This window comes from Mucilaginibacter sp. PAMC 26640 (assembly GCA_001596135.1).
Taxonomy (GTDB): Bacteria; Bacteroidota; Bacteroidia; order Sphingobacteriales; family Sphingobacteriaceae; genus Mucilaginibacter.
Map to the genome: position 1 here is coordinate 1,510,721 of CP014773.1, position 22,381 is coordinate 1,533,101.

Consider the following 22,381-nt stretch of genomic DNA (forward strand, 5'->3'; position numbering starts at 1 on the left):
AACAAGTAGGCTTGCCATCTACTTATTTTTGATAATTATACTTTCAATCACTACCGTGGCATGTTCGCATTTATCAGTGGTACGTTCCAGGGCAGCCAGGATCTCGGTGTATTTCAACAATTCTACCGAGTTTTTTTCGGTAGCCATAATGGTGCCTATAGCTGTACCGTAAATTTTGTCGGCAGCGTCTTCCAGTTCTTTTATCTTATTGCAGTGCTGTATAATTGTATCAGATTCGTCAAGGTCGTTCAAGCCTTTTACCGCAGCCTGCAATTCTGTACAGGTTTCAATGATGATACCCGCCAGTTGTTTGATGGCGGGTGCAGCAGGTTCCGACTGAAAAAGGCTAAATCTGCGCGAACAAATATAAAGGTAATCGCAAATATTATTTATAGCCGATGCCAATGCGTACATATCATTGCGTTCAAAAGGTGCTACAAAAGCTTTAGCCGAGGATAGATATACCTTGTGCTTTACCTCGTTGCCTATTTGCTTCAGCCGGCTTATCTGGTTAAGTTGTGTATGATCATCACTCTCTGATGTGCCCTCAATTAGGTGGTATAATAATTCTGCCATTTGCAGGTTGTTGGCACAGGATTGGTCAAATAATTTGAAAAAAGATTGGTCCTTTGGAAGTACAAATTGCAGGAATTTTGATGCCATCGACGAGCTGTTTGCTGCAAACGTACATAAAGCATATTAAGCCAGTGTTATATCGCTTTAATATTTTAGCAGATGTAACACTTAGCTGACAGCCTGCACCATCTGTTATGTTAAGTGTTTTCTTTGCTTGTGATCAAAGCAGCAATATTTCGCGTCGCAATCAACCCCTAACATGTCGTTAACACACCCTTGCGGATAGTTTACTGCCATGCACCTTTGTGCACTGCCGAAGATGATAGAAGTATTTAAAACCAACGTAGATGATGTAGGCCGATCGCGTATGCTGATCCGATTAATTTATGAACGTTTTACAGTAAGTAAGGTAAATTTCGATCTAGAGGATTGCGATAACGTACTCAGGATAGAGGGCCGGGAATTTTGTGCGGGCAGCATAATTGAATTTTTAAAAGCAAATGGGCATTGTTGTGAAGTGCTTATCTAACAACCTAAATTCATTTACCATATAAACCAGCATATCATGTCGAAAATTAGTGCGTACATCAATTTTAATAACAATTGTAAAGAAGCAATGGGTTTTTACCAGGCTTGCCTTGGCGGTGAGTTAACAATAACCATTGTAAAAGATTCGCCGATGGCAGCAATGTTCCCGGCAGATGCCCAGGATACGGTGCTGCATGCCGACCTCACCGCCGGGAACCTAAACTTGCTTGGCTCTGATATGCAGGATAAAAACGTTCCCGAAAAATCTGCGGGGTCCGTATCGCTGGTACTTACTTGTGATAATAAAGCTGCCCTGATGGATGCATTTGAAAAGTTAAGTAACGGTGGTTTGGTAACTTGCCAGCCGGAAAAGTTTTTTGCCGGAACAATGGGTAACCTGGTTGACCAATTCGGCATCAGGTGGGGCATATTTACGGGTGAAAAGTAATCCGGCTATTACATCAATTAAATAACATGAGTTCCAAATCAATTAAAATTACCTATTGGGTGCTTACAGGGGTATTCAGTGCTTTTATGCTAATGGATGGTAGTGCGGGTGTAATGCAGGAAAAAACTGGACGTGAAGTAATGGCACACCTGGGTTTGCCCGTTTATATAATGATCATAACCGGGGGGTTCAAAATACTGGGGGCGTTTGCTATATTACAAAACAAATTTAATATGATAAAGGAGTGGGCTTTTTCCGGCTTTACAATTAACTTTATAGGAGCGTTTGCGTCAAGGGCATTTGTTGGGGATAGCGTCGGGTTGCTTGTGCTTCCGCTGATCATATTGGCCATCATGTTTGTAGTATACTATTTTTGGAAAAGATACCAACGATTACAGAACTAACTGCCTAACCCACGCTTCATGAATATCGTAATCATCATTTTAATAGTTATTGCAGCCATAATTGGCGTTCTACTTATCGTAGCTATTTTTACTAAAGCCGATTATTCGGTTGAGCGCGAGATTGTGATTAACAAGCCTGCTAACCAGGTGTTTGATTATATTAAATGCCTGTGTAATATGGATTACTATAACAAATGGGTAATGCAGGACCCGATGGCGCGCAAAGATTACAAAGGTGAAGATGGAACGGAGGGTTTTATTTACGCGTGGGATAGCGATAACAAAGGAGGCAAAGGCGAGCAGCAGATCATGAAAATAGAGGATGCGAAAAAAATAGATATCCGGATTACTTTTGAAAAGCCTTTTGCAGCCGTATCTGATTCTTATCTGGAAACCACGCCCGCAGATCAACGCACTACTTTACTAAAATGGGGCTTCGACAGCAAAATGCCTTACCCAATGAATGCAGTATTGATATTTATAGATATGGGTGAGATCCTTGGTAAAGACCTGGATATAAGTCTTGGAAACTTAAAGCGGATTTTAGAAGATCAAGCGTAAGCAAACGGACAATTTGAGTTAATTAGATAAAGAATTATAAGTTTAATACTAAACCAATAAAACCAGAACATATGAAAATCACAATGATTGTTATTCGCACACTGATGGGTCTGTTACTGCTATATGCGTCAATAGCTTATTTTTTCAACTTAAATGGTAAACCGCCGGTAATGCCGCAACCTGCAATTACCTATAATGCCGGGTTGGCAGTAGTGCACCTCATGACTGTTGTTAAGGCAGTAGAATTGCTTTGCGGTATCATGTTTATTACCGGCAGATTTGTTACACTGGCTGTGGTACTTCTATTCCCTATCTCGGTAAATATTGTATTATTTCATGCGGTGGTAATGCCTGCGACGATCGGCGCCGGGGTGTTTATTTTATTGGGGAACCTGTTCCTGGCCTGGTATTACCGTAAAAATTATGTGCCGCTGTTTTCTATGAAATAAGATCATCCAAAACCGGCTATATTTACAGCATGAAAAGAATTTTGCTGTTTATCTGTTTGCTATCCGTAACCGCTGTTAACAGTAAAACTGCACCGCGCACAGATGTTGCGCCCGAGTTTATGCTGGGGAAATTTAAAGATGATTACGGCATTAAATACGAGATCAGCGATACGCTGTGGGTACAGTTTCCGCACACCAAATACCGTATTGTAAAGTGGAACGCAAAAGAGCAATACCTGGTAGCACGCAATGGTGACGGAAACCCGGGCGAAGGCGGTTTGTATACCCGGATAGATTTTATGGAGTTTAAGTATATGTCGCCCTGGAAATGGGGCTATTGCCTTACGGCTTATGATGCTAAAACCGATGTAATTGCTGAAAGCATGGCCAAAGCCGATCGGAAACATCCCAAAACGGGCTGTAATGGATTCCCATTTTCCCGGATGAAATTGATTGAATAATTTCTAGAAACGATTAGCAGGGGTTAAGTGATACTAATCTTACACAAAGCAGTTAAACAAGCTTGGCCCAATCAGCCACTAATATTCTTAAAAAGGCCACGAGTTTAAACTTCGTGGCCTTTTGTTTAAAATTTAATTGTGCTCATGGATGATTTGCAAACTACAAACCGGCCCGGCAATGTACTTACTGTCCCGCTCTTTTGTTTAGCTCGGCTACGGGCATGGTCACCATTCTGCCGATAGGTTGTTTGCGTTTGTAGGTTATTACCCTAAACTGCGTAGCATCAATCGGTACATTTAAAGTGCCGGCATACTTAGGATAGAATCTATCGGGGTAAGAGTTGTCGAAACTGTAATAGATATCTAATCCAGGTACTTCTGTTTCCAGGCTTACGCTTAAAGATTTGTCGGCGTTGCGCTTGGCAGTGAAAATTGGGTCGTAAACACTTGGTGCATACTTGGTTTCCGCCTCGTCAAAGCGTTTAAAATGTTTTTCGACCTTGGGGAAGAAAGTTGCAAAATTCTTTTTTTCCTTTGGTGACCACACAGATTCTGCCACTGCAAGGCCGCGCGGCCAGGTCATGTATTCTGCCTGGCGCAAATTGTAAACCTGTTCGGTCCATAAGTTTGCCTGCCCGCCTTTGATGTATTTAGCATCGGCACCATCTGGTACGGGTTCAAACTCATAGGTCTTATTCAGGCGAAGTGTTGCATAAACCACCGGTTCCATGATCTTGTCGCTTTGCATATAATCAAGGTACACAAAGGTTGTTGGGCTCATTACTACATCATGCCGCTGTTTGGTTGCTTCAATGCCCCCCTGTGTTCCGCGCCAGCTCATCAGCGCAGCATTAGGGCCAATGCCGCCTTCAAGGATCTCATCCCAGCCCATAAATTTTTTACCCTTGCTTTCTACAATTTTTTCCAGGCGCTTTTCAAAATAGCTTTGTACCTGCTCCATCGTAGTTAGCTTTTCTTTAGCCATCAAAGCTTTTACCTGGTCGCTTTGCTCCCAAAAGTTTTTAGCACACTCATCGCCCCCCATGTGGATGTACTGAAACGGAAAGAGTTGAGCAACCTCCGTTAATACTTTATCCAAAAACTCGTAGGTATATTCGCCTGCCGGGTTCAACGTGTTATCAACCAAGGCCGGGTGTCCTGGTTTAGACCAATCCATGATCTTTTCGCCGGATCGTACCACATATTTGTCAGCACCCGGTGTGGCAGAAAGTTGCGGGTAAGCAGCAACTGCTGCAAGGCTATGACCGGGCACGTCAACTTCGGGCATAATGTTTACAAACCGGTCCTGGCCGTATTTCACCAGCTCGCGTATATCATCCTGCGTGTAAAAACCGCCGTAAGTACGCGGTTCTCCCGGTAGTGGGGGAATAAAATCACCAAATGATCCTTCTCTTTTAACGTTAAAAGCACCAACACTGGTTAAGCGCGGCAGGCTTTTTATCTCAATCCGCCAGCCCTCGTCATCGGTTAAATGCAGGTGCAGCAGGTTAAACTTATATTTAACCATGTCATCAATGTAACGCATAACCTCTTTTTTAGTAAAAAAGTGGCGGGATACATCAAACATTAATCCTCTCCACGCAAAGCGGGGATAATCATAAATATCAACAACAGGAACGGTCCATTGAACATTTTTGGATATTACGCTACCTTCAATTTCTTTAGGTAGTAGTTGCAGCAACGTTTGCACACCATAGTATAGCCCGGCCGGTTCGTTGGCGCTTATGGTAATTCCTTTTGGTTTTACTGATAAAAAATACCCTTCCTTGCCCAATACCGCATCCTGTTTTTTATTGATGATGAGTTTTAAGGCTGCAGTTGCAGCACTTGTGCGGATAACTGTCATTTTCCCGGTTGCAGTTGAGATTTTGCTCCGCAGCAGGTTTAAAACAGGTGTCATCTCAGGCTGCGATTCCGCCTGCACAACAACGGCACCCGGTAAGGTAAATACACCGGTATGTTTGGTGATTTTTACAGGTTCCGGAATAATGGCAATGTCGGGTGCTGTTTGCTGGGCATAACCTAACGCACTAACAAGGCACGAGCATACCAATAAGGATAATTTTTTCATAAATAATTTTCGGTTTAAAAGAGGGATACCAATGTGCAATTTATAACTTTTTAAATAAAATTAATAAGTTAAAGTGAGCTTTATTTAAAGGATCAAAAGGCCTATAAATTAACTGATATACAAAGATTTGAACTATTTTTTTATTAGATTGCCTCCTGTAAATCTCACAATTGCGCCTGCAATTTTATAACCAATTATTAAACTTAATTAATTTCCAATGTCAACAGATCGCAGAAAATTTCTCAAACACCTGGGTACTTCAATGCTCCTTACGTCGGCTTCGCTCACCAGCCTTGCAGCCAAAGAAGAGAATGAGGTACGCTTGCTAAGGGCCGAAAAGCGGATTATGCCAAACGATAAGATCCGTATAGCGACCATAGGTATGGGCATTATGGGTTTCAATGATACCAATTCGGCGCTATCGGTGCCGGGTGTAGAGCTGGTTGGGGTTTGCGATTTGTATAAAGGCAGGCTCGCCCGTGCCAAAGAAGTATACGGAGCGAACATTGTCACAAGCATGGATTACCGGGAACTGCTGGAACGTAAAGATATCGATGCAGTAATAATTGCGACCAGCGATAACTGGCACAGCCAAATAGCCATTGATGCCATGCTAAAAGGCAAGGCAGTTTACAGTGAAAAACCAATGGTACACCAGATAAGCCAGGGCCTGGCCGAAATAAAAACCCAGCAGGATACAAAAATGATATTCCAGGTGGGCAGTCAGCGGGTAAGCAGCATCGCTTATAAAAAAGCAAAAGAGATGTACGAGGCCGGAGAGATAGGCAAGATCAATTCCATTGAAGCCTCCTTTAACCGCCAGGACGCGCTCGGTGCATGGCAGTATACCATACCGTTGGATCAATCGGTACAAAGTGTAGACTGGGCTAAATTTCAGGCTAATGCCAAATCAAAGTATGATTACGACCCTAAACGTTTCTTTCGGTGGAGAAACTACCGGGAGTATGGGACTGGTGTGGCCGGCGACCTTTTTGTGCACCTGCTGAGCGGGATCCATTTTATAACCGGTTCAAAGGGCCCTGAAAGGATCTATTCCATTGGAGACCTGGCGTACTGGAAAGACGGCAGAAACGTGCCGGATGTGATGAGTGCCGTTGTGCATTACGGCGACACCAAAGAACACCCGGCTTTCCAGGTTACTTTAAGGGTGAACTTTATCAGCGGTGAGGGCGACCGCACCACCACAAAAATTGTAGGGTCGGAAGGAGTGATGGATCTTGGCGGCGAGGGCGATAGCTTTAGTATCCATAAAAATAAAATGGCAGAGGCGCCTGGTATCGGCGGATGGGATTCTTTATTTACCTATACAGAGGCTCAGCAAAAAGCACTGCTGGAGGATTACGATAAGAAGTACACCGAAGCACAAAAGGTAAGACCAAAATTTCAGGATATCACCTACCGGGCACCGGAGGGCTACAGCGCTTCCAAAGATCACTTTGCTAATTTTATGGATTCGGTGAGGCATGGTACACCTGTGGTAGAAGATGTTGTGTTTGGGTTTAGAGCAGCAGCGCCATGTTTAGCCTGTAACGATAGCTATTTTGAGAACAAAGTTATCCGATGGGACGCTGAAAACATGAAAGTAGTGTAAATGTATTAGGTTGAGTTATGTTACCCTTTCTGAACTGCAGAATCGGGAGATAAACAATTCGGCAATCACAAATCCTCCGCAAAGATAACAAGGAGGGGGGGTAGGAAGATGTGTATAGAAAGCGCCACTAGACTTTTGTGGCCCAAAGTGTACTTTCATGCAAAGCAAAATGCCTCTCTGTTATTAAACAAAGAGGCATTTTTAGTTTGCGGCAGAATTTTAATTTATAACAGGCGATATAAATTACAATATTGAGCATTGGAACTATATCGATAAAATCTCTACTATCTTAAGGAAATTGGCGTTGATCTCTACATGATGTTTGCAGGCATGCTCAAACGGTGTGTAAGAGATCTCGTTGTGTACAATACCGATCATTTCGTTTCTGTGCCCGTCGCGGAGGGCCTCTACGGCAGCAACGCCAATTCGGCTAGCTAATACCCTATCCATACAGGTAGGTTTACCACCACGCTGAATGTGCCCTAATATCGAAACACGGGTATCGTAATTCGGGAATTTTTCTTTCACCTGGCGGCCAATATCAAATGCACCTCCGGGTTCTTCACCCTCGGCAACAATAACTATCTTGGAAGATTTATCTTTACGGCCATGTTCCAAACGGTCCATCAGCGCATTAATGTCTCTTTTCGTTTCGGGGATAATAATCGCTTCCGCGCCAGATGCAATGCCGGTACGCAAAGCAATCAACCCGTTGTCGCGGCCCATTACTTCTACTATAAATACCCGGTCATGAGATTCTGCCGTATCGCGAATCTTGTCAACGGCATCTATCACCGTATTGATAGCGGTATCGTAACCGATTGTAAAATCAGTCCCGTAAAGGTCATTATCTATAGTGCCGGGTAAGCCTACAACAGGCATGTCATATTCGGTACCAAAAATGCGTGCACCGGTAAAGGTTCCATCGCCACCAATAGCAACTAATCCTTCAATGCCCTGGCGCATTAATTGGTCGTAAGCAAGGCGTCGGCCTTCGGTAGTTTTAAATTGTTCGCTACGCGCGGTTTTTAAAACAGTACCACCTCGCTGAATGATATTTGCGACGGATTTCCCGTCCATCGGAAAAAATTCACCATTGATCATCCCTTCGTAACCACGACGGATGCCAATCACTTCTATATTGTAGTATTTTGCTGAGCGGACAACCGCGCGGATTGCGGCATTCATTCCCGGCGCATCACCGCCCGAAGTAAAGAGTCCTATTGTTTTGATCTGCGTCATATAATCAGGGAACGCTAAAAGCTGTAAACTAATGTAAGTTTTGTACTTGGTTAACGATACACATAAATTGCTGTATATACCGCCTTAAAAGTTCGGCGAAGTTAAGCTTTTTTGCCAATTGTGGCTCTTATAAATCGTGAAGCCTGTTGAATGAACAAAATTGTTTGCCTATTTGCCTGCTTTGTAAGCGGCCAGTCCGCTATCCAGGAACTTGATGTAGTTAGCTACATTATAGTTGGCACCCTGCGGCGGTACAAGCACGTTGCCATTGCTATCCATTATAACATAATTAGGCTGCGAATTTGAATTGAATTTATCTGCCTCCATGTCGCTCCATTTTGCGCCAATGGTTGTAATTTTTCTGCCGCTGAATTTCGAAACATAAAAATCTTTAGGGTCCAGATCTGCTTTATCGTCCACAACCAGTTGCAACATTACAAAATCATCGCGTAAGCGAGTGAATACTTCGGCGTTTGTCCAAACATCTGCCTCCATTTGGCGGCAGTTCACACAATTGAAACCCGTAAAATCTATAAGGATAGGCTTATGCAGTTCTTTCGAAACCTGCAGGGCCTGGTCGTAATCATACCATGCATCCAACCCACGTGTTTTAATCCGGTCGTAATTACCGGCGTATTTTTTGGTTTTGATACTGGTTTGTTGTTGAACAGCTGCGGGTGCAGCCGCGCCACCACCTGGTATAGCCGATAAGTTAAAGTCTTGCGTTGCCTCCGGCGGCAAAAATGCGCTGATAGATTTTAACGGAGCACCCCATAGTCCGGGTACCATATATATTACAAAGGCAAACACGCCCAGCGATAAAAATAAACGTGGAATACTTAAGTAAGGTACATCGCTATCATGCGAAAACTTGATCTTACCTAAAAGGTAAAGCCCCAGCATTAAACCAATAGCGATCCATAAGGATAAAAAGATCTCCCTGTCAAACCAGTTCCAATGATAAGCCAGGTCTACATTGGACAGGAATTTAAGTGCAAATGCGAGTTCCAGGAAACCCAGAACCACCTTAACGCTATTAAGCCATCCGCCGGATTTTGGCAGGCTTTTAAGCATCGATGGAAACATGGCAAAAATGGTGAAAGGGAGGGCAAGCGCAAGAGAAAAACCAAACATACCCATTGCCGGGGCCAGGCGTTCGCCCTTGGATGCCGCGTCCACCAGTAGTGTGCCTATGATAGGCCCTGTACATGAAAATGACACCACAACCAATGTTGCCGCCATAAAGAAGATCCCGGCCATGCCACCCTTATCAGAATTTTGATCTAGCTTATTTGCCAGCGAGCTGGGAAGTGTAATTTCGAAAGCGCCAAGAAATGATATCCCGAAAACGATCAATAACAGGAAGAAAAATATGTTAAATATGCCATTGGTTGCCAGCGCGTTTAATGCATCGGAACCGAAAGCAAGTGTGATAATTATACCTAATGCAACATAAATTACAATAATAGAAAGGCCATATATCGCCGAATTCATAATACCCTTGGCCTTACTGCCGGCTTTCTTGGTGAAGAAGCTTACGGTTAGCGGTAACAAAGGGTAAATACAAGGAAGGATAACTGCAGTGAGCCCTCCTAAAAAGCCTTCTAAAAAAATCTGCCAGATAGTTTTAGGGATAGAGAGCTGCTTGGTTTTTGCCGTTTGCGTATCTGCCTGTTTTTTAACTTTAACAACTTCCGCATCCGCTTTCTTCTTAGCTATCAGTTTTTCGGTATTACTTGGTGCATCAGTAAACTCAACATCGCCTGCAGCTGTATCGGCTTTTTGAATAGCCTTTACCGTTTGTGGCATAAAAGCCAGCACAGCAATAATAGTAACTAATAAAAAGAGCGATTTCCGCAGCATGCCACGGGTAGTAAGTAATTTCATGAAAGTGGCTATTATTTACCTAAAGGGATAGAAAATTCAACCTCATCTGGTGGCAGGCATTTAACATTATTACAAGTCATGAACTCTAACTTGCCGTTTACTGCACTGGCTTTAGCCGATTTTAATTTGATTTTTTGAGTAAACATAACCGTGTTCTCAAAATAGCTTACGTTCATTTTAAAAGCATCTTCATACTTGGTTACCGGCGTAGGCTCTGTTGCTTTGCCAACTATCGCATAAAGTTTCGATGGCGTGAAAGTAAAAGATGTTTTGATCGGCCCGCCTTCTTTAACGTTTTGCGAATAAATATGCCAGCCTTTATCTATAGTAGCCTTGAAATAAACTACCGCTTCTGTTGCATTCACTTTTTTAGAGGCATACGCCCATTTCACATGCGATTCGATTTGTGCGCTTGCACTAAGTGATATCGCTAAAGCAGCTACTGCTAAAAATAATTTCTTCATCATTTATCTGTTAAAAATTCTATTCCTTTTAGGTTATATGATTCCTCAATGTCATTATGCTGTACAATCAGCATCCCGGTCTCAGAAACATTTTTAATTGTCCCGGTAAAAACTACATTATTCGACCGGAATTCTTTCGCTTCGTTTAACCGGTAAAGCCGGCTTAAATAGCTATTTCTTATCAGCTCCGTTTGGCCTCCTTTTAATTTGAGGTACCAGCCCTCAACATGGGTGCTAATTTCGAATAATATATCTTTTAAATCATAATCCCTTTGTAATATCTGCTTAACAGAAATCGCACTTCCGGCGGTTTCCGGATAGTTGTCCTGGTTAATGTTAATGCCAATGCCAATTACCGAATTGCGGATTTGTCCTCCTTGTATCATATTTTCTATTAACATGCCACCAAGTTTCCGGTCTTTGTAGTAAATATCATTAGGCCATTTGATTTTAAGCGCTTCGCCCAGCAGCGGCGCTAAAGCATCATAAACCCCTAAACTAACGGCTCTTGTGAGATCGAATTGTAAAGGTGGCGCAATAAAGGAGGGCTTAAGTAACAGGCTGAATGTTAAATTTTTGCCTGGTTCGGCATGCCATGTGTTTTGGTGCTGCCCGCGGCCTGCAAATTGGGCTTCTGCCATAATGACCGTTCCTTCAGGTACTGGCTTGGAATTTGACAATAGGTTCTTGAGGAAATTGTTGGTAGAGTCAACTTCTTTTAGTGTCACTAAATTTTGTCCAACAAATAATCCTGAATTTATGTTATTTTGCAACGTATAATATTTTATAAACCAAAATCGTTCAAAACTAATTCTTTTTGATGGTAAAAAGTAAAGTGATAAATGAATCCACCTATATCTCCGAATTGGCCATACACGGCATGCAGGAGAAAAAGGGTAATGAACTCGTAAGGCTAGACCTTCGTAATATCAAAAGTTCGGTTGCAGACTATTTTGTAATCTGCCACGCCGATTCTGCCACACAGGTAAAAGCAATTGCAAACAGTGTTGAGGAAGAAATTTACAAAGCTATGCAGCAAGACCCATGGAGAAAAGAGGGACTTGAGTATGGCGAATGGATACTGCTGGATTATGTTGATGTAGTTATACATATTTTCAGAACTGATAAACGGGAGTTTTATGGTGTTGAAGATCTTTGGGGCGATGCTGAAATTAAAAGCTATAAAAGCGCTTAATTATTTGAAAACATAAAGGCCCTTTAAATTATTGATAGATTGAGCTGAGATAAAATGGAGATTAAAGATAAAAAGGCCGATGGCCAGAAACCGTTAAGAAAGATCCCTAATAAAAAGATAACGCCCAAACCACCTAAGTTTAACCTGATGTGGCTTTATGCCATTGCAATTATTGGTTTGCTGGTTGTTCCTACTTTTATTGGCGGTAATACCGGGAAGCTGATAGACTTTCAGCGTTTTAGTACAGACATGCTTAAAAAGCGCGATGTAGCCAAAGTTGTTGCTTACAAAAATGGTGATTTAGTGGTCGCTGAGGTTTACATTAAAAAAGATAGCTTAAGCAAGCCAGAGTACAATGATGCCAACAAAAACCAGCGCGGTTTAAGCATGGCAGCAGATGGCCCGCAATATTATTTTACTGATGCTTCGTACGAAAGCCTTAAGCAATCTATCAGCGGTGCTGAAAAAGACTTGAGCGATGCTGCAAAAACGCCGATACTCTATGAGCAGGGTAAAGAAAACCTGCTGAGCAATTGGTTGGTACAGTGTATTATTATGGCTGTATTGTTGGTTGGGGTTTGGTTGTTTATCATGCGCCGTATGGGCAGTGGTGGCGGCGGTGGCCCGGGTGGACAAATCTTTAACATAGGTAAGTCTAAAGCTACCTTATTTGATAAAGAAGCACAGGTATCGGTAACTTTTAATGATGTTGCCGGTTTGGAAGAAGCCAAGCAGGAGGTGATGGAAATTGTTGATTTCCTTAAGAATCCTAAAAAATATACTAACCTTGGTGGTAAGATACCTAAAGGCGCTTTACTGGTGGGTTCACCGGGTACAGGTAAAACCTTGTTGGCAAAAGCCGTTGCAGGCGAGGCGCAGGTGCCATTCTTCTCCCTTTCGGGTTCAGATTTTGTAGAGATGTTTGTAGGGGTTGGTGCATCACGCGTTCGTGATTTATTCCGCCAGGCTAAAGATAAGGCTCCTTGTATAATTTTTATCGATGAGATCGATGCGATTGGCCGTGCACGTGGTAAAAATAATATGATAGGCGGCAATGATGAGCGCGAAAATACCTTAAATCAGTTATTGGTTGAAATGGATGGTTTTGGTACAGATTCTGGTATTATCATTCTGGCAGCTACCAACCGCCCGGATGTACTCGATTCGGCATTAATGCGTCCGGGACGTTTCGACAGGCAGGTATCTATCGATAAGCCAGATTTAATCGGCCGTGAGCAGATCTTTAAAGTACACTTAAAGCCCATAAAATTGGCGGAAGGTGTTGATCCTAAAAAACTTTCTGCACAAACGCCTGGTTTTGCCGGTGCAGAGATTGCTAATGTTTGTAACGAGGCTGCTTTGATAGCTGCCCGTAAGAACAAGGAATCGGTGGATATGAAAGATTTTCAGGATGCTATTGATCGTGTGATTGGTGGTCTTGAAAAGAAAAATACACTTATATCACCAGAAGAAAAAAAGGTTGTGGCTTATCACGAAGCCGGCCACGCCATTGCAGGCTGGTTCCTGGAGCATACCGATCCATTGGTGAAGGTATCCATAGTTCCGCGTGGTGTTGCTGCATTGGGTTACGCGCAGTATTTACCGAATGAAAGGTTTTTAGTTGCCAAGGAAGAACTGATAGATGACATGACACTTTCTATGGGTGGCCGTGTGGCAGAAGATATTGTATTCGGTAAAATTACCACAGGCGCATTAAGCGATTTGGAACGTATTACCAGGTTGGCGTATGGCATGGTTAAGATCTATGGTATGAATGATAAGGTGGGTAACCTTTCATTCTATGATCCGCAGGGCGATAATCAGTTTGTTAAACCATATTCTGATGCTACAGCAGAGTTGATTGATGCTGAAGTACGTAATCTGATTGAGTCTGTATACGAACGAACCAAGCAACTGCTGATCAAACATCGTGAAGGACTGGAAAACGTAGCAGCAAAGCTCTTGGAAAAGGAAGTACTGTTTCAGTCTGACCTGGAGGAGATTTTGGGTAAACGACCATTTGAGCACCGTACTGCTTATGATAAATTCGTAAACGGCGAACCGAGTCTTATCCCTGATAACAACGCTATCCCGGATAATCTGATCAATCCAGAGGTGTCACGTATAGATGGTGGGAGCGATACAGCCCCGGAAAGATAGTTTATAGAAATCGCGAAGTCGCAAGCCAGTTCAGTTATGAATTGACTTGCGACTTTTTTGTTAATCTTGTCTAATATGAGGGATATTACAACATCAAAGGAAAAGCTGCTTAAAAAAGTGCGAAAGGCGCTTTTGGAGAAACGCGATAATCCCTATCCCAATCTGGAAGATTTACCTATGTACCCTCCAAACGAGGAGCTACTAGAGGTTGTCTTTGCAGAGCAATTTACAGCTGTAAGCGGGCAGTTTATTTTTTGTGAAGATGAGGTGCAGTTTATAGAAAACCTGCTGGAGTTGGCCGAAGAACGCAAATGGCATAAAATATACTGCTGGGAGCCGGCATTGCAGGAAATTCTTAGCGCCTACGAATATCCTTATTTTGAGACTGACAAAGATTTTGACATGGCTGATGTTGGCTTTACTTTTTGCGAGGCGCTTATCGCCCGCAACGGTAGCGTTCTGCTCTCTAATGGCAACGCGGCAGGGCGCAGGCTAAGCATCTACCCGCCGGTACATATTGTGCTGGCTTATACATCTCAGTTGGTGCTCGATCTTAAAGATGGCTTTAAATTGTTGAAAGATAAGTATAACAATCAACTGCCTTCAATGATCTCTAATGTAACCGGGCCAAGCCGCACTGCAGATATCGAGAAAACATTAGTTTTAGGCGCCCATGGGCCGAAAGAACTCTTTGTTTTTCTGCTTGACGGATAGGCGGCGGGAAGCAGGATTTCGAAACTCAAGAATCAAAATTCATTGAGCTCTTGTATCAAGGCGTTTTCATGAAGCCTGGAATTTGGTTATCATCCTAATTTTTGCTCCCAGGTAGGCTAAATGCCACCCTTGTCCAGGTTAAGATCTTCAAGCCTGCATTCTTCCAATACCACCCGCGTGCTAATCTTTTTGTGGTAACTCCATTTAGTAAGTCGGATGAAGCCCTCAGCAATTTCTATCCCGGTAATATCACCATCGTCGAAACAGCAGCAGCCGCAATTAAAATAGGTATCCAGATAGCCATTGAAATCAGGCTGAGTATCGCCGTTTAAGTGCAAGCTCGTAATTTTTTGCTCCAAATTGGCAGTTTGTGCAACATCATCATTCTGTTTGGCTTTATCCAGGGCAATGTATAGGCCCTCCAGTTGGGTAAGGGAACGAAACACCGGCTGATGCGTGTGCCCGGTAATGAGCAACAGATCTTTTTTTTGGCTGCTCCATTCATACATAATTCGGTTATGGTCTGTTTTTAGCTGGTTATTGAATGCCGGTGTGTTTGGATTTATCCTCAGGTAGCCTTGCAGTGGTCCCCATATATCAGAAACAAACCATTTGCTAAACCAGTTCCCATCGCTTTGTAAATCACCCTGGTGACCATGTGTCATGAAAATTGAAAGTGACCTACCATTTACCAATGTTTGTAAAACTATCCCCTCATAGATGCGGATGGCCTTGCCATAAATTTGTGTGAGGCTCACCATTGCAAGCGGATCATTTCCCCAGTATAAGTCGTGATTGCCAAAGATCTTCACAAAGCTATCACGGGCAATAAATAGCTTTTCTTTCTCAAACGTATTTTTGTTGTGTCGTTTTACCGTTTGGAAAAGATTTTCCCATAGTTCTTCACTGTCGCCAAGATTAATATAAAAATAATCGTGGGCGTTGTAATGGTTAAGGGCAGCAATATAATTTCTGGAGGCTTTGGCAAACATATCTCCCCCGTCGCGTGCGCCTTTATGCTGATCGGACAGGATAATGAATTTATCGCTATGCTGATTAAACGGCAGCACTAAACCTTTCTTACCAGGCTTATTAATAATGCTGTTATGCAGTGCATTCAGTGCCCGAAACACCCTTTTTTTATCGGGGCGAGACGAGTATTTATCGGCCAACCTAACGATGGGTTTGTAAAAGAGGCGTTGTAAAAATCGGCGCATTTGTTGGGAACATACAAAGGCCGAAAAAGTTGCATGGTAGATGCAGGGTTGGTGAGATGATTGCTGGAAGGAGGCGGAAGGGGGAATAGTTCCCCCTTGCCAAAATCCTTCCTACCCTAAATTCCCCCGAAGTAGGGATTTTTTTATAACGTAATTTAAACTATACGTTATCAACACATTTTTTTGCCCTTCACCAGCGGTTTACTGACTAAGGCTGCAGTTAACTATTTATCTTATGTCAAATTTCGCACTTACGACGCCTCGTTAAAAGCGTTAATTCACCCTAATGAAAGGGTGATTTCACGTTACCTATACCGTTAAAACACTCATTGTAATTCTTTCCTAAAACTTATATTAGCACAATATTAAACCCTTAGCATAATTATCGATGTCTTCCCCAGCAGTTTCAGCAGAATTGATAAAATTATTATCAGACAATTATTTTAAACACGTGCATATTACCCGCGAAAGTGGTAAAGTAGAGCCGCTTGATAAAGATATAGACAGTACGTCTATTTGGTTTTCAAAAGAAAATATAGATCAGTTATTTGCTGATAACGGATACAAGCCAGGTGATACTGATTACGGTTTGCGAATTTATTTTGGCGTACATGATAAGTCAAAGTTACTTAAAGATATCCCTGAAGAAGACGATAACCGGTTGATGACTATATTGGTAGCAACTAAAGGCCCGGCTGATAAACCTGTGGATCTGTTAAAAGGAATTTCCGCAGACGATCAATTAACAGCAGGCGGTGAATTGAGCGGTGAAGGATTAGATAGCGGAAAGATTTGCCCGCCTATGGTGTGCGGAAGCATATAATTGCTTGTTTCAATCTGGGCCAGGCTTGTTATCACCTCTGAATTGTAGGGTGGTACAGGCTTGGTGTTTTTAAAATAGATCCTACAGCTTAGTAATGATAATGGGTTGCTTCAACAACCTGTCGCATTCATTTAGTGCTGCCCAACTCGTATCTAACTTGCGAATTGCTTATAATCGCTTAATATGTATATTAGTGGCAATGCTGGACCAGGTATATTTGTTTTTTGAAGCGCTGTCGTTTTTGATTGCGGTAATACAATATCCTAAACTAAAAAGTACCCCCTATAAATTTTTTGTGCCGTATCTTTTTTGTGTAGTGATATATGAAATTGCAACATCATTAGGATGGGTAGGGATAAATGGCAGTAATCTCTTCGCTACAAACATCGCCATGTTTGTGTCTTTTTTGTTTTATAGCTTTTTTATTTTAGCGCTCATCAGGACGCCAAAATTAAAAAAATGGATATATAGAATAATTTGGCTATCCGTTACCTGTTCAGCGATAAACATGGCATTTTATCAAGGTTTTTGGCAATTGGATACGATTACCATACTTATCGACTTCGCCATTCTTATCGTGTTAGCGTGCCTTTATTTTTACGAGCTCATGAATTATGCCCAACTTCAAATTTCCATAATTTCGCTACCCGGGTTTTGGGTGAATACCGGGCTTTTATTTTTTTGTCTTGCCGAGTTCTTGCTATTTGCATCATTCGCGTTTTTAGCCGATAAAAAACTTCTGGTGTTTTTAGAGTTATTCGCTGTAATTGTCAATGTGGCTATCGGCATCCTCTATTCCTGTTTAACCGTTTCATTTTTATGCTTCAGGAAAACCAGCAGTCAATCGTAATTGTTATAGTTGGCACAATTATGCTGCTGCTATTGGGGTTATTTATAATCGGCTTTCTGTTTTTTTATCAGCGGAAACACAATGGCCATATTGCCGAACAGGAACATTTAAAATCTGTATTTCAGCAGGAATTGTTGAAAACACAGATTGAAATGCAGGAACAAACGCTGAACTATGTGAGCCGGGAGATTCACGACAATATTACCCAAGTACTCAGTTTTGTAAAATTAAACCTTGCTATGGCAGGCAACATTACCGAAAGCCAACGTGCAATTAAGGTAGATGAGAGCCGTAAGCTGGTTTCACAGGCAATTACTGATCTGCGTGACCTATCCAAAAGCTTGAGTTTTGAACATATTGCCCAGCTTGGATTGGCTAAAACAATTACCGTAGAGGTAGACCGTTTGAATAAAAGCAGCATTATGGAGGCCAGTATTACAGTTGATGGCCAGGTAATTGCGTTAGGGGATGAGCGGGAATTAGTATTATTCCGAATTTTTCAGGAGGCCCTTAACAATAGTCTCAAGCATTCTGGTGCCAAACAATTTAAAATTGGGTTGCAGTATTCTCCACATTTGTTTAATTTAACCATCGCGGATAATGGGGCTGGCTTTGCTTACAATGCACTTGAAAATGGTGGGTCGGGCCTCAGAAATATGCAAAACAGAGCAGCCTTGATCGGTGGTGTTGCAAAAATAAGCAGCGAACCGGGAAAGGGTTGTTGTATTACAATAACAATTGACCCCCTCTTACAACAATCTTATGCCGACGGACGCTATTCAAATAGTTCTGGTTGATGATCATCGCCTGTTTAGAAGTGGGCTCGTATCACTCATCAGTACGCTTGGTGATTATCAAATTCTTTTCGAAGCAGGAAATGGTGAAGAACTGATCCGTAAAATTTCGCCCCAGCTTAAGCCAGATATTGTTTTACTGGATATTAATATGCCGGTTATGGGTGGTGTAGAAACGGCACAGTGGCTAAAAGCAAACTACCCCGATGTTTGTGTGATCATATTATCGATGTTTGAGGACGCAGACAAAGTATTAACGATGGTTAAGCTTGGTGTGAAGGGGTACCTTTTAAAGGATGCAGAGCCCGAGGAGTTTCAGCAGGCACTGGAGAAAGTCGCACGCGGAGATTTGTACTATCCAGATTTTGTAACCCGACACATGGTTAACAGCTTTAATCGCAATGTTGATGAATTGAAGTTAAATGAGCGCGAATTGGAGTTTTTGCGACTCTCGGCTACCGAACTTACCTACAAAGAGATTGCTGATGATATGTGTGTAAGCACACGTACTGTTGATAACTACCGCGATGCGCTATTTGAAAAACTACAGATAAAGAGCCGGGTTGGCCTGGTGCTATATGCAGTAAAAAACAATTTGATCCGGTTGTAGAATGCTAAAATAATTAGCATTTTTGTGGTATGTCCCATGAAGATAATCCGGATTTTTTTAAAGGCAGAGGAGCCCAGGTAAATACCCATAACAAGTTTTTAACGAGCAAGTATGTGCTCGAACACGTTGAAGGCCTTGACGAGCAGTTGCTGGAAAATACCCACACCCAGCTTTTTGAAGAAAACGCTAAAAAGATCGTTAGCGAATCTAACAGTCCGGACCTGAGCCATTTTGTTTCTATCAACCCCTATCAGGGCTGCGAGCATGGCTGTATTTATTGTTACGCCCGCAATACCCATGAATATTATGGCTTTAGCGCCGGCCTTGATTTTGAACGAAAGATCATCGTAAAGCGCAATGCTGCAGAATTGCTGGAAAAATACTTTAATAAGCGCGGCTATCAGCCCGTACCCATCGTGTTATCCGGCAATACCGACTGCTATCAACCCATCGAGCGTAAGCTAGAGATCACCCGTTCCCTGCTGGAATTATTTCTGAGATACCGCAATCCGGTAAGTATCATCACTAAAAATAACCTGGTACTGCGCGATATAGATATCCTGAGCGAAATGGCCAGGATGAATCTTGTTCACGTAAATATTTCCATCACTTCCCTAAATGAATCGCTGCGCCAAAAGCTGGAGCCTCGTACAGTTACGGGCATGGGGCGGTTGGCGGTAATTGAAAAGCTAAGCGAAAAAGGTGTCCCGGTACGGGTGATGGTGGCGCCAATCATCCCCGGTTTAAACAGTAACGAAGTGCCGGATATTATAAAAGCGGCGGCAGGCAGGGGGGCATTATCTGCAGGTTTTACCATCGTGCGCCTCAATGGCAGCATTGCAGAGATCTTTACCGACTGGGTACACAAAGCCTATCCCGACCGGGCTGAAAAGGTTCTGAACATGATAAAGGCTTGCCATGACGGTAAATTAAACGATAGCAATTTTGGCCGCCGCATGAGCGGAGACGGGCATGTGGCTAATTCTATTCACCAACTGTACCGCATGGCCTGTGTGCGCTTCCTTTCTGGCAGAGAAATGCCTGTGTATGATCTGAGCTTGTTTACGCCAAAAGGAGGGAAGCAGATGGGGATGTTTTGAACAGCAGGTATGATTAAACAGCGATAGGCCAAAATGTAAAAATTGATTACAGATGTTGCTTGTTTAATATCCATTTTATTAGTTAGAATGACTGATTCTATCCAACAAAAAAGGCCCCATAGCTGGAGCCTTTAAAATATAAATTTATAGTTGGTTTCTTATTGAGCGTTTTCTTCTTCCAAAGCCATTTGCTCATCAACCAGGATACGGCCGCAATGCTCGCAAACAATGATCTTTTTGCGTTGACGGATATCAGACTGGCGCTGCGGCGGGATCTGGTTAAAACAACCTGAGCAAGAATCGCGCTGAATGGTTACTACTGCCAGGCCATTTTTTGCGTTGCCGCGTAAACGGTTGTAAGCAATAAGCAAACGCTCATCTATATTAACGGTAGCTTTTTCAGCTTGTGCGTTAAGCTCGTTTTCTTCTTTTTCAGTTTCAGCGGTAATGGTACCCAACTCATCTTTCTTTGCATCCAGGTCGCTGCGGCGTGCATCTAAATCAGCTAAAGCTTTTTCGTAGATAGTGGTCTTTGAAGCGATCTCGAAACCAAACTCGCGAATTTTTTTCTCGCTCACCTGTATATCTAAACCCTGAATTTCAATTTCTTTTGAAATAGCATCATACTCGCGATTGTTTTTTACCTCGTTAAGCTGTGCTTCGTATTTTTTGGTATTGCCTTGTGAATCTTTGATCAGGTTCTTGCGGGTTACAATTTCATCCTCAAGATCATCAAGCTCATTTTTTATTTTTTGTATACGGGTCTCTAATCCGGCAACGTCATCTTCCAGATCGGCCACTTCCATAGGTAATTCACCACGTACCTGGCGTATTTTATCAACTTTGGTGTGGATGGTTTGCAGGTCGTATAAAGCTTTAAGCTTTTGTTCTACGGTTTGTTCCATTAAATATAATATTTGACGGGGTTTGTATTCACTTTTGTTAAACGGACCGCAAAGCTAACAAATTTATTTTGAATAATTTCATACAATAATTGCTGCGTAAATTGCTCACTTTCAAAATGTCCGATGTCGGCAATCACTATTTTTCCTTCAGCATCAAAAAACTCGTGGTATTTGTAATCCGCGGTGATAAAAATATCTGCACCGGCGGCTATCGCCTGCTTTAAAAGAAACCCGCCCGAACCTCCGCAAACCGCCACTTTTTTAATTGGTTTATCCGTTAAAGCGGTATGGCGGATAACGGACGCATTCATCTTTTCTTTTACGAAGCCCAAAAAGGAGCTGGCATCCATTGCGCTTTCCAGTTCGCCTATCATGCCGCTACCTACTTGCTGGTTTTGGTTGGTTAGTGCGAAAAGGTCGTAAGCTACTTCCTCATAAGGGTGATTAAGTACTAAGGCCATGATGATCTTACTCTCCAGGTTGGCGGGGTAAATACTCTCTATCCTGATCTCGTGCTCGCGGTGCCGTTTACCCGGCGTGCCTACATATGGATTGGTATGTTCGTTGCCCTTAAAGGTGCCAAAGCCTTCCGCATTAAAGCTAACCTCGCTGTAGTTGCCAATTTTGCCCGCTCCGGCCTCAAATAAAGCCGTCCGCACAGCTTCTGCCTGTGCCACAGGTACGTAAGTAACCAGCTTTTTTAATAACTGATGCTTAGGTGCCAGTATCCGGCTGTTTTGTAGGCCCAGGGTTTGGCAAATGCGCGCGTTAACCCCTGTCATGATATTATCCAAATTGGTGTGGATGGCGTAAATAGCAATGTTATTTCGGATAGCCTTCTCAACTACGCGCTCCACATAGGTTTTACTATTGAATTTTTTTAAGCCCTTAAAAACAATAGGATGGTGAGATATAATAATCTGGCAGCCGGTAGCAATGGCTTCATCTACCACTGCCTCGGTGCAATCGAGCGAAATGAGTGCCTGGCTGATTTCCTGATCTGGATGCCCTACGATCAGTCCCGAATTATCGTATTCTTCCTGATAGGCCAGCGGGGCGAGTGTTTCCAGGTACGTAGTTAGCTGTGCTAATTTCATATGGATAAAGGTATACACGATTTATACATTTAGAAAATTTTATTGGAAAGGTAGGAAGAACAGATAAGGCTTGCCCGGATTTTATTTAGTTTTTGCTCGCAGAGTGAACTCACCCCCTGGTCGCTGCGCTGCCCGACCCTCTCTACCTTCGGTAAAGAGGGTGTAAAAAAGGCAGCCCTTCGCTTCTTTGCG

At 42.7% G+C, this 22,381-nt stretch carries 24 protein-coding genes; 15 read left to right on the plus strand and 9 right to left on the minus strand.

Annotated features, from left to right (window positions below; translation table 11 throughout):
* Positions 1-18: 18 nt before the first annotated feature.
* Positions 19-663, minus strand: coding sequence for a hypothetical protein (locus tag A0256_06475; protein AMR31093.1), 645 nt, complete (start codon positions 661-663; stop codon positions 19-21).
* Between the two features lie 232 nt (positions 664-895).
* Here A0256_06475 and A0256_06480 point away from each other — a divergent pair, with 232 nt between their 5' ends.
* From A0256_06480 to A0256_06505, 6 genes are all read left to right on the plus strand, one after another.
* Complete coding sequence (locus A0256_06480; GenBank protein ID AMR31094.1) at positions 896-1,105, plus strand: hypothetical protein; 210 nt, start codon at positions 896-898, stop codon at positions 1,103-1,105.
* Positions 1,106-1,141: 36 nt separating this feature from the next.
* Positions 1,142-1,552: a hypothetical protein gene (locus A0256_06485; GenBank protein ID AMR31095.1), complete on the plus strand. Its 411-nt coding sequence runs from the start codon at positions 1,142-1,144 to the stop codon at positions 1,550-1,552.
* Between the two features lie 26 nt (positions 1,553-1,578).
* A complete protein-coding gene (locus A0256_06490) occupies positions 1,579-1,956 on the plus strand; it encodes a hypothetical protein (GenBank protein AMR31096.1) in 378 nt (125 codons plus the stop codon).
* A gap of 18 nt (positions 1,957-1,974) precedes the next feature.
* Complete coding sequence (locus A0256_06495) at positions 1,975-2,517, plus strand: hypothetical protein (protein ID AMR31097.1); 543 nt, start codon at positions 1,975-1,977, stop codon at positions 2,515-2,517.
* 71 nt (positions 2,518-2,588) lie between these two features.
* Positions 2,589-2,966 carry a DoxX family protein gene (locus A0256_06500; GenBank protein ID AMR31098.1) on the plus strand — a complete coding sequence of 126 codons (378 nt, stop codon included), beginning with the start codon at positions 2,589-2,591 and terminating at the stop codon, positions 2,964-2,966.
* Between the two features lie 29 nt (positions 2,967-2,995).
* Positions 2,996-3,427, plus strand: coding sequence for a hypothetical protein (locus tag A0256_06505; protein ID AMR31099.1), 432 nt, complete (start codon positions 2,996-2,998; stop codon positions 3,425-3,427).
* 184 nt (positions 3,428-3,611) lie between these two features.
* Here the strand turns inward: A0256_06505 and A0256_06510 are convergent, their stop codons facing one another.
* On the minus strand, positions 3,612-5,519 hold the full coding sequence (locus tag A0256_06510; protein ID AMR31100.1) for a beta-N-acetylhexosaminidase: 1,908 nt from the start codon (positions 5,517-5,519) through the stop codon (positions 3,612-3,614).
* 217 nt (positions 5,520-5,736) lie between these two features.
* On the opposite strand from A0256_06510, the gene A0256_06515 reads away from it, so the two are divergent.
* The gene (locus tag A0256_06515) at positions 5,737-7,131 is read left to right on the plus strand and encodes an oxidoreductase (protein ID AMR31101.1); all 1,395 of its coding nucleotides are present in this window, start codon (positions 5,737-5,739) and stop codon (positions 7,129-7,131) included.
* 264 nt (positions 7,132-7,395) lie between these two features.
* Here the strand turns inward: A0256_06515 and A0256_06520 are convergent, their stop codons facing one another.
* The 4 genes from A0256_06520 to A0256_06535 form a co-directional block, all read right to left on the minus strand.
* Entirely contained in the window at positions 7,396-8,373 is a 978-nt protein-coding gene (locus A0256_06520; protein AMR31102.1) for a 6-phosphofructokinase, read from the minus strand.
* A gap of 168 nt (positions 8,374-8,541) precedes the next feature.
* Positions 8,542-10,233, minus strand: a complete 1,692-nt coding sequence (locus A0256_06525; GenBank protein AMR34450.1) for a hypothetical protein — start codon at positions 10,231-10,233, stop codon at positions 8,542-8,544.
* A gap of 38 nt (positions 10,234-10,271) precedes the next feature.
* Positions 10,272-10,724 (minus strand): sugar transporter, encoded by a 453-nt coding sequence (locus tag A0256_06530; protein ID AMR31103.1) that lies wholly within the window; start codon positions 10,722-10,724, stop codon positions 10,272-10,274.
* A complete protein-coding gene (locus A0256_06535; GenBank protein AMR31104.1) occupies positions 10,724-11,497 on the minus strand; it encodes a biotin--[acetyl-CoA-carboxylase] ligase in 774 nt (257 codons plus the stop codon). Before A0256_06535 ends, A0256_06530 begins: the two co-directional genes overlap by 1 nt.
* A 47-nt stretch (positions 11,498-11,544) precedes the next feature.
* On the opposite strand from A0256_06535, the gene A0256_06540 reads away from it, so the two are divergent.
* The 3 genes from A0256_06540 (at position 11,545) to A0256_06550 (ending at position 14,793) form a co-directional block, all read left to right on the plus strand.
* Complete coding sequence (locus tag A0256_06540) at positions 11,545-11,919, plus strand: ribosome silencing factor RsfS (protein ID AMR31105.1); 375 nt, start codon at positions 11,545-11,547, stop codon at positions 11,917-11,919.
* A 54-nt stretch (positions 11,920-11,973) separates the two neighbouring features.
* Positions 11,974-14,079 (plus strand): peptidase M41, encoded by a 2,106-nt coding sequence (locus tag A0256_06545; protein ID AMR31106.1) that lies wholly within the window; start codon positions 11,974-11,976, stop codon positions 14,077-14,079.
* A gap of 75 nt (positions 14,080-14,154) precedes the next feature.
* Complete coding sequence (locus A0256_06550) at positions 14,155-14,793, plus strand: hypothetical protein (GenBank protein AMR31107.1); 639 nt, start codon at positions 14,155-14,157, stop codon at positions 14,791-14,793.
* Positions 14,794-14,909: 116 nt separating this feature from the next.
* Here the strand turns inward: A0256_06550 and A0256_06555 are convergent, their stop codons facing one another.
* Entirely contained in the window at positions 14,910-16,010 is a 1,101-nt protein-coding gene (locus tag A0256_06555; protein AMR31108.1) for a metallophosphoesterase, read from the minus strand.
* A 388-nt stretch (positions 16,011-16,398) separates the two neighbouring features.
* Here A0256_06555 and A0256_06560 point away from each other — a divergent pair, with 388 nt between their 5' ends.
* The 5 genes from A0256_06560 (at position 16,399) to A0256_06580 (ending at position 20,187) form a co-directional block, all read left to right on the plus strand.
* Positions 16,399-16,833 carry a hypothetical protein gene (locus tag A0256_06560; GenBank protein AMR31109.1) on the plus strand — a complete coding sequence of 145 codons (435 nt, stop codon included), beginning with the start codon at positions 16,399-16,401 and terminating at the stop codon, positions 16,831-16,833.
* A gap of 199 nt (positions 16,834-17,032) precedes the next feature.
* Entirely contained in the window at positions 17,033-17,683 is a 651-nt protein-coding gene (locus A0256_06565) for a hypothetical protein (protein ID AMR31110.1), read from the plus strand.
* The gene (locus A0256_06570) at positions 17,653-18,480 is read left to right on the plus strand and encodes a hypothetical protein (GenBank protein ID AMR31111.1); all 828 of its coding nucleotides are present in this window, start codon (positions 17,653-17,655) and stop codon (positions 18,478-18,480) included. The genes A0256_06565 and A0256_06570 overlap by 31 nt, the downstream gene beginning before the upstream one ends.
* On the plus strand, positions 18,446-19,087 hold the full coding sequence (locus tag A0256_06575; GenBank protein ID AMR31112.1) for a DNA-binding response regulator: 642 nt from the start codon (positions 18,446-18,448) through the stop codon (positions 19,085-19,087). Before A0256_06570 ends, A0256_06575 begins: the two co-directional genes overlap by 35 nt.
* Before the next feature lie 29 nt (positions 19,088-19,116).
* Positions 19,117-20,187: a radical SAM protein gene (locus tag A0256_06580; GenBank protein ID AMR31113.1), complete on the plus strand. Its 1,071-nt coding sequence runs from the start codon at positions 19,117-19,119 to the stop codon at positions 20,185-20,187.
* 158 nt (positions 20,188-20,345) lie between these two features.
* Here A0256_06580 and A0256_06585 read toward each other — a convergent pair whose 3' ends face one another.
* Positions 20,346-21,092 carry a hypothetical protein gene (locus A0256_06585; protein AMR31114.1) on the minus strand — a complete coding sequence of 249 codons (747 nt, stop codon included), beginning with the start codon at positions 21,090-21,092 and terminating at the stop codon, positions 20,346-20,348.
* Positions 21,092-22,189, minus strand: coding sequence for a Nif3-like dinuclear metal center hexameric protein (locus A0256_06590; GenBank protein AMR31115.1), 1,098 nt, complete (start codon positions 22,187-22,189; stop codon positions 21,092-21,094). Before A0256_06590 ends, A0256_06585 begins: the two co-directional genes overlap by 1 nt.
* Positions 22,190-22,381: the final 192 nt, after the last annotated feature.